The sequence below is a fragment of the Candidatus Aminicenantes bacterium genome, from assembly GCA_011049425.1.
In the GTDB taxonomy this organism is placed as follows: Bacteria; Acidobacteriota; Aminicenantia; order UBA2199; family UBA2199; genus UBA876.
Genome location: DSBM01000144.1, coordinates 1 through 11,665, shown reverse-complemented (window position 1 = coordinate 11,665; position 11,665 = coordinate 1). Strand labels below are relative to the sequence as shown.

Genomic DNA, 11,665 nt, shown 5'->3' with positions numbered 1-11,665 from the left:
GGCTCAACCATGTTCCCATCATGCGATGGATACGTCGCGTCATAACGAAATAGGCCTCGATCTCCACGTTGCGTGCGTAGGCCGTGACCGCGGCGTATTGAACGGGCGTGGTCACGTTGGTGTACACCGTGGCCGCGACCTTGTTGAATGCGTCCATGAGGGCCTCGGGACATTGTTCCGGCAGGATGATGTGACCCAGTCGATAGCCGCCAGCGGAGCGATCTTTGGACAGCCCGTTGGTCACGAAGGTGCCTTCCGGGTAGACCTTTCCCATGGAGACGAAGTCATCGGGCGCGTAGGTGGTGAGGGCGTAAATTTCATCGGCCAGTACCAGGGTCCTCCGGCGACGGCAGACCGCGGCCAGGGCTTCAAGTTCCGTGCGGGTGTAGACCGCCCCCGTGGGGTTATGGGGATTGTTGAGCACCAGTACTTTCTGTTTATCCGGCCTGTCTGCAAGGAAATGGTCCAGCTCATCCGTGTCGATCTTGTAGTGGTTTTCCCGGTGCAGGGGAAAGGCGTGATATTGCTTGGCCATGAGCAGGGCCTGGGGGTAGTAGCCGATCCAGGAGGGGAACGGAAGCACCAGGTCTCCGGCCACGATGTGAAACACGATGTCGATGAGAGGCTTGGTGCCGGGTCCGATGAAAATGCGTTCCGGTGAAACATGCAGGCCGAAGTGGTGGGCGTTGAACCCCGCCGCCGCTTCGCGCAATTCCTCGATGCCGCGGGCGTCGGCGTAGTGGCCGTGACGGCTGTTCCGGGCCAGGGCTTCCACCAGGGGTTCAGGCACCGGAAAAGGGCTCTGGCCGAAGGCCAGACCGTAGTATTCGTCCGTGCACCCGATCAGGCTGCACTTTTTACGCTGCTCGGCCACCATGAGTCCGACTTTCAGGTTTTCCGGCATAACGATGGACTTCACCCCGGGGTTCATTTGTATTTTCGTGCCCATCTTTACCTCCCGTCAAACGGAATTTGCGGATGTTTCCCGCTCAATGACTACAGTTTAGTATACAACCGGCGGTTCGTCCACAAGACCCCCGGGAGATTGGGAACACAGATCTGGACCTGACGCTATCACAGCTACGGTAAGCTTCCGGGGTTAGCAATCATTGCCGCGATACGGTATAGTATACCGGAACGGATGGTCCGCTAACCCGGCGGCGGCTCCTTTGAAACGCGGCATCCAGGAGGTTAACATGGCAGATCATAAGCAAAGCGATTCGCGCGGCGTTTCACGCCGCGACTTCATCAAGGTCGGGGGCGCCGTGGCTGCCGGCATCCAGATCGGCGCCGTGGCCGGCGCGGGCCTGGAAGCCGGCCGTGATCCGGCCACACACACGGGGTGGCAGCACCTCGGTGAACATACCCAGTTCGTGGACCGCAAACCCCTGGAAATCGACACGCCCCCATACGAAAAAGTGGGGCCGACAAGACGCCCCCGGGAAGAGGAATCCCCATTCGGCAGACAGCGCCTGGTAATGCGCGACACGATGCGGGCACGCGGCACCCATCCAACCGCGAAGGCCACCAACGGGGAGTTGGGAAGCGGTGGCCCGCCGGATGGAGAAAAAGATCTTGCCGATCGAACTCGACGCACGGTTACTGATGCGCATCCCGCTCCATCGCGCCAGCAGGGATACCCCCCCATGGAAGCGTTTTCCGAGCCCGTCAAGAGTTACTATGAACGTTTTCCCGAAGTATACGATTTTGATCAATTCCGCGTGGAATCGATCCTGCCCAAGCGCCGTGAAGACCAGATGAAGTACGGCGCGCATTACACCTTGATCAAAGCCTGGTCCAATGCCTGGGAAACAACCGAACCCATTACCGAGCCTCCTGAAATTTCCGACTTCACTATGGCACATGGTCGCCCCATTCCCGGCGCAGTGCCGTTTAAAAGCCCACGCAAAGCCGCCGAGCTCATCAAGAAAGTGACCCATCATTTCGGCGCCAGCATGGTTGGAATCGCCCGTTTGAACCCAAACTGGTGCTACGATTACGGGCTCCGCGGCTCCCAAAACCACGGTCCCTACAAGGTCCCGGACCACTGGACCTGCGTGATCGCCCTGGGAGTTCCACACCAATGGGAACAGGTGCAGTCCAACCCCAATTGCGGTACCAGTTACGACGCTTATTCCCGGGCCAGTATAGCAGCGCGGCGGCTGGAGCATTTCATCAAGAGCCTGGGCTATCCCGCCCGCCGCCATTCCCCCATGGACGGTTACGACCTGATGGCGGTCCCGGTGCTTGTGGATGCCGGGCTGGGCGAGCAGGGCCGTCACGGTATCGTGATCACTCCGGAAGCGGGGTCCAATTTCCGCGCTGCCTTCGTCACAACGAACCTGCCCATGCAGGTGGACAAGCCCATCGATTTCGGGGTCCGCAAGTTCTGCGAACATTGCAAGATCTGCGCGGAGATCTGCCCATCCAACTCCATCAGTTTCGCGCCCGACAACAGCGATTCCCATTACCGGGGCTACCGCCACTGGCAGATCCGTGAGACCTCCTGCTACAACTACTGGATGCAGAGTATGGGAGGCCTGGGGTGTCGCTTATGCCTCATCGCCTGTCCCTACAGCCGCAAGGCCAATTGGGCCCACACCCTGGCCAGGGCCGCGGATACCCGGGACCCAACCGGGCTGGTGCGCAGAACCCTTACCTGGATGCAGAAAACCTTTTTCAAGGCTCCTTCCGCCCGGGAGTACCTGCCGCCGCCGGACGGCCGCTTCGCCAATTACCGCCAACCACCCGAATGGTTGCAGGTTAAAAAATACCTCAAAATCAGCGCACCGGATCCCACCCGGGGGGAGTAGAGCCATGATTACACGTCTGGTAATATACGCATTCATTGTTGGTGCGACTTTCGGATTGGTGATTCCCGCGGCCATCCGCTGGGCACGGGACCTGGGGCTGAGGATGACGTGGTGGAAATGGCTGATGGCGGCCGCCTGGTACCTGTTTCTCCTGTTCAGCATCCTGCTGGCGTTTACCTTTATCGGAGAAGGAGAGGTCATTCCGGGCTGGAAGTTGCCGGCCCTGTTGATCGTTCTGGAGGCGGTGGCCGGCGCCGTCCTGGCATGGGTGTTCTGGCGGGGCCGCGAAACCTGATTCCCCGGGATATCCGCTCGAGCCGGCAGGTGTGTTGGAAGTGGCATGAATGATTCAAGGAGATAATAAGTGATCGGGCCTTCCCCGGGGCGCGTATATTGCCGGCATTATGATCAATACAGGCCGGGGTTGAATTGCTTTATCTAAGAAAATCGATGTATTGAAAACCCAAGTAATCCGCCAAGTATTGTTGTCATTATTGCAATTGGAATCAAAGTAAACGGCTCACTCCAACCAATCAATATTGCGGACGGCAATAAAACTAAAAATGCGACAAGTATCCCTTTGATTATTGAATTCATTTTCAAATCAATCGTGGCTATCAGGAATCCCACCACAATCCACATTGAAAATGCTGAAATATTTGCATCCCAAGTCAGTTTTTGCATAATCATTGGAATCACATCAATAATGCCGGCAACAATGCCCAAAAGAATACCGATTTTGATTTTGATCATAATGTTATCATGTTAGCGAGTGTCTGTTTGTCAAGCGGCATGACGCGCAACCAGCGCTTGCGGCGCATGATCGGCAAAGCCCAAAGGCGCTTTGGAACAACAGGCCGGCCCTCACTTGGATCGAAGCATCGTCAAAAGCATCTTGAATCGCTTTCCAGCTCTCACGGCGTGAGGAACATTGGCGGGCATCAACAGCACTTGGCCCGCGGCCGCGCAGTGTACTTTGCCGCCTACGGTGAATTCACCCTCACCGTCGAGGACCTGGACCAGCGCGTCAAAGGGAGCGGAATGCTCGCTCAGACCCTGGCCCGCATCGAAAGCGAAAAGCGTAATGGTCCCCGCGTTGTTTTCTACCAATGTGCGGCTGACAATACTGCCATCGGCATAGCTTACCATACCCGCAGTGTCGAGAACTTCGTCGGCGGGCATTCTTGACTCGGCCGGCCCATCAGTGCCCATGCTCTTCGCCTTGTCCTTCTTCTCCGTGACCATGTGCGCCTCCCGCCTGAATCGTGTTGTGCAATCCCTCGACGTAGTGGACAAATATCACGTAAGCTGCTACATACTTTCTTCCGGCCTCGACAGATTCATCCTTGTGTTTCATGGCATCCATCACGAGCTCAAAGCGCTCCTTGACGGCTTTCTCGGCGGCTTGGCCGATGTTTTTCGCAAGCTCGTCCACGCTGCCCACCTCAATCGCCCTGTCGGCGGCGGCCACGGGCGGCTCAACGTGACCGGCGGGTTTCAGCCCCGTATAGGGCGCACCCTCGCCGGCCCGATGAATCCTTACGAGCGTTTCAAAGAAATACATGTCGGCCAACTCTTTCGCCTCGGGACCTTTGGTTCTCACGACGAGCGTCTTCTTGAATGCCGTTTTGATTTCCGCCTCGTGTTCCTTCGTCACCCATTTGAGCAGCGGCGTCACGTCTCCCTTCTCAAGTGCGGCTTTCGCCTCGACCACCACAGGCCCATTCAAGGTGTCGCAGTGAGCCCAGACTAAATGAGAGGTGAACAGCAAGGTCACAAGTACGGCCATGGCCAGAAAAATACCCGTAATCATAGTCTTTTTCCGATTCATGGTATATCCTCCTTTCTCAATCACATTGCCTTCTCTGAATGAAAAAACCTTCATTTCAGGTATTCCTCCTTCAGGTGTTCGAGCATCGCGTGAAACTCCTCGTGTTTCCCGGCACCGATCCGTTCACGCTCCAATTCCTCGAAATGCTCGACAAGTCGGGAATCGGCGGCCGCGTTGATACGTCCTTCAGCCACAGGGAAGAGGACATTATTCTCTTTATCAATGTGCTGACTGAGCAGACTCACATATTCGTTCGCATCCTCTGATATCTCTTGAGCGGCGGTACTCCGGCTCGATCCGTACGCGGCGAAAGCGCTCTTCAGGCGGGAGATGATCTTCCGGCCTTCGGCATGCTCGGCGAGCATGACCCCGATGGGTCCGAACATCCTTCCTTTCCTGACAACTGATAAGAACCCCAAATCTTCCCTTGTTGATTCTAGCGGCGTGAGCTTGAAATTGCAAATATATTTCCGGAAAAATGGACAACGGCCATCTTTTTCCCAACGCACTGGTCTGGATCGAATTCAGTTGCAAAAATTCGGTTGTCGATCCACTTAACGCTCGTCATCCTCAGCCGCCTTGTGTCTCTCAATTAACTGGATCAGATAATGGGATGCGATTCCGGTCAGGAACCCCAATGCCATATTGGAGATCAATGACACGGTTACGGTCACTGCCAGAGCAACCATATCCTTGCCCAACCGGATGTCTTTTGCGCACTTGGTAAGTTCTAAGCCGACAAGAAACATCATCGCGCCGATTATGGCAGTGGGGAATACAGTCAATATCCCGGCGATAGAACCGCCGAGCAACAACCCCATCGTAACCTCCATCAATCCCTCGATGATGTTTGCTCCACCAGTCCTGGCTCCGAAGTAGTACTGGCCTGCCAGGCCGCCGGCGCCATGGCACATCGGCATACCGCCGAAGAATGGTAGAACCAGATTCATAATCCCCTGATTGTAGGAGAGTTGCCTTTCAGTAACCGGCCTGTCAGGGAAGTACTTGGCGATCAAGGATGATGTTGCGATCGTAGCGTTGGTGATCGTCAGTGGAATCTGGGCGAAGCCTGCAAGGAGCAGTGTCTTCCAGACCTCCCCCAGGCTGAATCCGGTCAGGATCGGCATGCTGATGACAGTAGGACTGATCTCTGGATACTGTCCCCTGATGAGTATGATCGTGCAACCCAGCACCACCAGTACGACGGCAGCGGGGGCGTACCTGTTGCGCCGGAACAGGAGCACGATGAGGATGGAAGCTATGCCTGCCACCCACCAGGAGGCGATCATTTTCGCAGCCTGGATGGCCAGTAGCACACCCAGCGTAACCTGGATACCGCGCACGACGGATCTGGGAGTGACTCGCGCTATCCAGCCGATGATCCCCGTCACCGCGAAGAGTATCCAGACTACACCCATAGCGAATCCGGAGGCGTACACCATCGAAGGCGACCATTGCTGGGCGATTGCAACAACAGCAAGCACCTTCATCGGTTCGATGGGCATGGGAAGTTTATAGACAAGCCCCGTCACGATGTTCGCAATGCCCATCATTACGAGGAATCCGGCCGGGTTGAGACCACAGACGACTATATAACCGATCGCCAGCGGGAAAAGTGTGCCGAAGTCTCCCATGGATCCCGCCAGTTCTCTCATGCTGAACTCAAAGGACTTTATCTTCATTGTCCCCCTTGATGATCACTGATCCAGTATGTGTTGCGGTTTTACTTCTGATTCTGCGGATCTTGCCGGCAGACCGTACTCGCTCTCAGCGCTCTGACCGAACGAGCAACATAAGCAGTTTGCATCCAGAAAGGTTACGGAATATGTCACCTGAGTTACGATGAAACGATCAAAAGACGCCTGCGTCCCATGCAGTCGATTCCGTATTCAGTGCCGGGATGCAAGCTCAGTCCAGAAACGCAGAACAAAACCTGTAATAATGAAAGACTTGATGCCGATCATTGAAGAGTGGCCCTCTCTCCGGAAAAAACATTCCGGGGAAGGGGCGGGGGATTAATCCGTTTTTTCCGTGGCGGTGGTCGCCTTATCTTCAGCTTCGGCCTTGCACGGCTCAGCGGCTTTCCCGTCTTTGTGCATGGCGCATTTGTGGGCCTTCATCTTCATCATGCCGCGGGCCATCATCTTGCAATGGCCATGTTCCATGACCTCGAGGCGGGTGTAGTAGTCGTCCAGCTCTTCCAGGTGATCCATGGCGATTTCCAAAGCCAGCATGGGGTCCTTGGTGTGTTCCATCTCCGTCTCGATGCCCTTGATCAATTGTTCCAGCGGAAAGTCGGTGACAGCCTTACCGTCGGCCCGGCCGCCCTTGAGCTGTTCTTTGAACACGTTGATGTCCAGTTTGGCTTGCTCCAGGATGGCTTTGCGGTACGTTTCCTGTTTTCCCTCTTTGGCGGGCGTGCCATCATTCGCAGCTAAAGGTGCAGCGGCCATCAGCAGAGCCGTCAGCATCACAACCATCATCCATTTAATCTTCATGCGATTTCTCCGTTATTTTTGATTTCCCCCAGGCTATACCACACCACTCGCGAAAACGCAACTTACCAGGTTACCATCAATGAATGGGGTCTTGAATTGCTGCATTTTGTGTGGATGACAGATCAGCCGAATTGATAATAGCGCGGCCTTTCGTCTGGACGGCAAGCGCTACGGTTCCAGCGCTCTTGAGTAACAGGTAAAAAGAGAAATGACAAAAGGCTATGAAGGAGGCCGGCGATTATGTCGCTTTGTCCGAGGCGATCAAGAGCCTGGGAATTGAAAAAAGTAAGGCTCGCTTCCATTCTGTGTGGGTTTGAAAGCTATTCTTTTTTGAAAAAGGAAAAGCTGTAGGGAGTACCCTTCAGCCGGCCATCCTGTCTCAGACCATGGGTCCCCGGAACCTACGTTGCGTTCGCTTATGCTTTATGCCCAGCGGGTATGTATGCCCTCTGGGTATGTATGCCCTCTGGGTACTCTTCCTCACAACCGCTCGCTCATCATCTATGCGAACTTACTCACACGAAACGGAATAGATCCAAAAGCAATAATGTAAGAACTGACCCCGAACGAGTTCTTATTTCTTTTTGACCGGCCAGATGATCTCGGTTTTGCGTTCCTCGGGTTTGACCGCCATCGGATTCATGTCAAGGTATTTCTCAATACTCGCTCCGGCTGGCTCATATCCGTTCAGTTCACAGAATGCCGTCATCTTGCCGTAGGCGTACGCGACTTTTTCCTAGGGGCCGACATAAAGGTAAACCACCGCCTGCGTCGGCGTGAACTCGCCCTTTTCCAGCGGTGCGCTTGGAACTGTGTCCGCCGCGACGGGGAATCCCAGTCGCCATTGCAGCTCTTCCTGTTTTACCTGTTCGGGGGAGTTTTGGTACATGGCAAAGAAGTTCCCGCCGGGCGTCAACCCCTGATTAAAGAACTGCCCCATGAATTCTCCTACCTTTGCCTGGATTCGCGCATAGGGGCCCTCGCACTGCAGATATACATAGGTGAAGCCGGGAATCTCCCGGATCTCCGCTTGGCGCAGACGCTCTTGCTTGGAGATCTTCGGCAGTTGGCCCGAAGCTGTTTCCTGGGCCGGCATCCAAAAGCCCATCAAGACCGGGATAAGCACTAGTAAGGCGGGTTTTTTCATTCCCTCCTCCGCAGGCCTGCATTTCGTCACAGTTCTGTAAATCCAGGCTGAAAAGAACATTATCGAAGATGGATACAAAGGAGTCAACATTTCCGATGCCGACCCCATTCCTGCAACTGCCTCAACTTTTTCTTCGGATTTGCGTCTCTCCTCTCTTCCAGTCTTGGCCTTTACACGCGGGTAATTTTTGGGAAACCTATATATTAATTCATTGTTCAATATTGAGACGCGACCCCCCCAACCTTCCTTTCTTGATTCGCATCAGCTAGCCGCAGTATCCACAGACACCGGTACGGGGTGAGTTGACGAGAGGGAGGTAGCCTTCTTCTTCGTCATCGCCTACGCAGGCTTCGCAGAACACGGAGTCAATATCGAGACCCCAGCCCGTCGTCTGAATCTGCGTGGCCGACTTTCCGCACTTGGCGCACGTCCACGCAGGCGGTTCGTTCCGCGCGAGCAATGTGATCCCCGGGTTCTTTACCAGGCGTTCCCGGAATTCTACAACACGGAGCTTCAGTTCCGTGGTCGAGCCGTAGTCGTATTCGTACTGGAACTTCGTGCCCGGCCCCAACTCCTTGTATAACTTCTGCCCCATGGTCTTCTCGCGAGGGCCAAAGAGCATGTCCTCCGCGGGGTGTACGGAATATCGTTGTCCGTCAATCGTGAAACAGCTCAGATGCCCGCAGCACTCCAGCCATATATCCCGGAGGAAGCCGTCCAGATGCTCTAATGTCAAAGCTCCGGGGATCTCCACATGCAGCCAGTACATGGGCATATGGTTCCCTTCGACCACAAGATGGAACATCTTGACGGACATGCCGGTTTCTCCCTGATTCTGAATGACGCACTTCCTGAGATGGCGCGCCATTTGCGCCTTGTTGAACGTTTGCTTGCACAGCATGCATTGACCGGGGTACTGCGGTTTCTCGGCAATCATCTCAAATCCACCGCTTCGGTTTGGCGTTGTCCAGACAATCGATGACAACTTTCAGATAGGTGAAGATCATTCCGCTACCCTCCTTGGTGACGGCATAGATGTCCTCTGGCGACATCAGGGCATCAGGCACGAATTCCAGTAGCGGACGTTGGCTGTGGTCTTCCATCCATGCTTGCACCATGTTCGGTCAACCGGATTCCTGTTCGCCTTCGGCATAGCGGGAACTGATAGGAAACCCGATTTCCCCAAAAACTGATTTTAGGGCTATGGTTTTGGAATTACAAGGAGGTCTCCAGAGATTTTCGGAAAAAAGTGGTGGTGGAACCTTCTGACCCCACCAGAAAAAAAACAGGAAATTAATGTTTTTCTAGCTTTACATCATAAACTGGTTTTTGCTAGCAGGAACTATTGGTTTTTTTAATAAATAAAATGGAGAAGGATACAATGGACGAAAGATCGTTTACCCCTGAAGAAAGTCTCTTGTTAATTTCAAGGACAATGGAAGAGACAAAACAAAGACTTCAAGAAAATGGTCACATCATTATTTTTTGGGGTGTTTTGCTTTTTACCGTATTTTTCAGTCAGTATCTTTTTGAGCTCATTGGATGGCATAAGAAATTTGACATCATATGGACGACTGTCTTATTTCCCCTTGGGGCCATTTACACCTTTATCTACACCAGGAGAACCGTAATGAAAAAAATGTGCCCAAGACCCTTCTTTTAAGGGTCGATCCTGTGATTAGCCTTGTGATTGCCACGGTTATTTTTGTCGGCACGTGGAAATTGCTGCGTGATTCCATCAACTATGCGGTCGATGCCGTGCCAAAGAGCATAGATATCACCGATATCAAGCGATACTTGCTCAGTTTCGAAAACGTCCGTTTTATCCACGATTTGCATGTCTGGCCGTTGAGTACCACCGAAAATGCGCTGACCGTTCATGTAGTGGTTGATAACGAGTGGTTGGATAATGATTTCCTGAGAAAGCTGCAGCTGCACTTGCGCGATCGTTTCGGAATAAAGCATTCGACAATTCAGGTTGAGACAGCCCGGAAGGATAGCAACTGCTTGCTGGATCGGCCTGAATGCGAATAAACGGTCTGCAAACCAGCCTTTTCGCAATTAAACCAATCTGCCGGCCGGGAGAAGAAAAGGCCAATCTCTTGAATGCCAAGCCGGACAGGCGGTACCGGTTGGTTTTCGCTGATTTCGCTTGCCGCCCAAACGACCACGAAATGAGAGGTGATAAAAAACGACTGGGTTCGGCGGTCTTAGGCGGGCTTTGCAAAAGTGGTTGAAAATTCCTCAATCACCGCCCACAAGTCCGCGGGCAATATTTCTTTGACTTTTGTGCATACTTCTGCGGGTACACCGCCGTAAAACGCCTGGGCAATGCCTCCGGCAATGCAGGCCTGGGTGTCGGCATCTCCTCCAAGCGAAACCGCGTTGCGTACCGCGTCCTCATAGGAATTGGAATCCAGGAACGCAATTATGGCCTCCGGCACCGAGCCCCCGCAGGACACGTCAAAGGAGTAGTCGGGTCGGATGTCGTCCACGGTTCGGTTCAGGTCGTAAGCGAAACGGCGGGAAATTTCCCGGCGTATTGATTCCTTGTCCGCTCCAGTCCCGGCCATAAATACCGCCAATGCCGTGGCCTGAGCACCTTTCACACCCTCGGGATGGTTGTGGGTGATTTCCGCGGAAGTTTTCGCCTGGAGCAATACCTCCTCTTCTGTATCAAAGGCGAAGCCGATGGGGCTGACCCGCATGGCCGACCCATTTCCCCAGGAGTTGTAGGGCTTTGGATGGAGCGCATGTAACCAGGCAAAAAAGCTCCTGCCGTAACCCGCGTCAGGATATTGTTGTCCCAGCCGCCGGATAACCATTCCGTAAGACTCCCCAGTGAGGATCGCTTGGGCTACCGCAATGGTCAAAACCGTGTCGTCGGTAAAACGGCACGCTGGATGAAAGAAAACAAAATCCTTGGTCTTGATGGAATAATGCTCGTACACGGATCCCACTATATCGCCGGCTATTGCCCCAATCATGATTCTCCTCCAGTGCGGGCAATCCGGCCTTGTTGCGGTTTTGAGAGACCGGAACCCGGTGCTTCAGTATAACATTTAACCCCAAGAGAAAAATTTTCAACTCTCTAACTCTGCAACTATTTTTACAAAAACAACTGCAGACTCATGGCCATGACCGCCATGCCGGCTACCAGGCCGTAGATGGCCACGTGGTGTTCCCCGTACTCGCGGGCCGCGGGCAAAAGTTCGTCAAGAGAGATAAACACCATGATGCCGGCGACCGCGGCAAAGAGGAAACCGAAAATCGTGTCGCTGAAGAAGGTCAGGAAGAGAATATAGCCCACGACTGCGCCCAGGGGTTCGGCCAGACCGGACAGGAAGGACAGCCGGAACGCCTTGCGGCGATTGCC

General features: G+C 54.0%; 15 protein-coding genes. 3 read left to right on the top strand and 12 right to left on the bottom strand.

The genetic code is table 11. The features are described from left to right. Positions 1-949: pyridoxal phosphate-dependent aminotransferase (locus ENN40_10545; protein HDP95780.1), on the bottom strand; the 949-nt coding region annotated here is incomplete at its 3' end. A gap of 247 nt (positions 950-1,196) precedes the next feature. On the opposite strand from ENN40_10545, the gene ENN40_10540 reads away from it, so the two are divergent. Continuing rightward, positions 1,197-2,813, top strand: a complete 1,617-nt coding sequence (locus ENN40_10540; protein HDP95779.1) for a reductive dehalogenase — start codon at positions 1,197-1,199, stop codon at positions 2,811-2,813. A 4-nt stretch (positions 2,814-2,817) separates the two neighbouring features. Next, on the top strand, positions 2,818-3,108 hold the full coding sequence (locus ENN40_10535) for a hypothetical protein (protein ID HDP95778.1): 291 nt from the start codon (positions 2,818-2,820) through the stop codon (positions 3,106-3,108). A 143-nt stretch (positions 3,109-3,251) separates the two neighbouring features. Here ENN40_10535 and ENN40_10530 read toward each other — a convergent pair whose 3' ends face one another. The 9 genes from ENN40_10530 to ENN40_10490 form a co-directional block, all read right to left on the bottom strand. Then, the gene (locus tag ENN40_10530) at positions 3,252-3,566 is read right to left on the bottom strand and encodes a hypothetical protein (protein ID HDP95777.1); all 315 of its coding nucleotides are present in this window, start codon (positions 3,564-3,566) and stop codon (positions 3,252-3,254) included. A 111-nt stretch (positions 3,567-3,677) separates the two neighbouring features. Next, the gene (locus ENN40_10525; GenBank protein ID HDP95776.1) at positions 3,678-4,058 is read right to left on the bottom strand and encodes a cupin domain-containing protein; all 381 of its coding nucleotides are present in this window, start codon (positions 4,056-4,058) and stop codon (positions 3,678-3,680) included. Next, positions 4,015-4,644, bottom strand: a complete 630-nt coding sequence (locus tag ENN40_10520; protein ID HDP95775.1) for a hypothetical protein — start codon at positions 4,642-4,644, stop codon at positions 4,015-4,017. The genes ENN40_10525 and ENN40_10520 overlap by 44 nt, the downstream gene beginning before the upstream one ends. A gap of 50 nt (positions 4,645-4,694) precedes the next feature. Further along, positions 4,695-5,030 (bottom strand): hypothetical protein, encoded by a 336-nt coding sequence (locus tag ENN40_10515; GenBank protein ID HDP95774.1) that lies wholly within the window; start codon positions 5,028-5,030, stop codon positions 4,695-4,697. 168 nt (positions 5,031-5,198) lie between these two features. Next, positions 5,199-6,326: a hypothetical protein gene (locus ENN40_10510; GenBank protein ID HDP95773.1), complete on the bottom strand. Its 1,128-nt coding sequence runs from the start codon at positions 6,324-6,326 to the stop codon at positions 5,199-5,201. 333 nt (positions 6,327-6,659) lie between these two features. Then, a complete protein-coding gene (locus tag ENN40_10505) occupies positions 6,660-7,142 on the bottom strand; it encodes a hypothetical protein (protein ID HDP95772.1) in 483 nt (160 codons plus the stop codon). Between the two features lie 736 nt (positions 7,143-7,878). Continuing rightward, on the bottom strand, positions 7,879-8,508 hold the full coding sequence (locus ENN40_10500; protein HDP95771.1) for an AraC family transcriptional regulator: 630 nt from the start codon (positions 8,506-8,508) through the stop codon (positions 7,879-7,881). Between the two features lie 46 nt (positions 8,509-8,554). Continuing rightward, a complete protein-coding gene (locus ENN40_10495) occupies positions 8,555-9,226 on the bottom strand; it encodes a hypothetical protein (GenBank protein ID HDP95770.1) in 672 nt (223 codons plus the stop codon). A 1-nt stretch (position 9,227) separates the two neighbouring features. Continuing rightward, positions 9,228-9,407: a hypothetical protein gene (locus ENN40_10490; protein ID HDP95769.1), complete on the bottom strand. Its 180-nt coding sequence runs from the start codon at positions 9,405-9,407 to the stop codon at positions 9,228-9,230. Between the two features lie 448 nt (positions 9,408-9,855). Between ENN40_10490 and ENN40_10485 the strand changes: the two genes are divergently transcribed. Next, positions 9,856-10,323: a cation transporter gene (locus ENN40_10485; GenBank protein HDP95768.1), complete on the top strand. Its 468-nt coding sequence runs from the start codon at positions 9,856-9,858 to the stop codon at positions 10,321-10,323. A 176-nt stretch (positions 10,324-10,499) separates the two neighbouring features. On the opposite strand, the gene ENN40_10480 is transcribed toward ENN40_10485, so the two are convergent. Together ENN40_10480 and ENN40_10475 are read right to left on the bottom strand one after the other, a co-directional pair. Then, a complete protein-coding gene (locus tag ENN40_10480) occupies positions 10,500-11,276 on the bottom strand; it encodes an ADP-ribosylglycohydrolase family protein (GenBank protein ID HDP95767.1) in 777 nt (258 codons plus the stop codon). Positions 11,277-11,398: 122 nt separating this feature from the next. Further along, positions 11,399-11,665, bottom strand: a 267-nt coding sequence (locus ENN40_10475; protein HDP95766.1) for a zinc transporter ZupT, incomplete at its 5' end; no start/stop codon positions are given.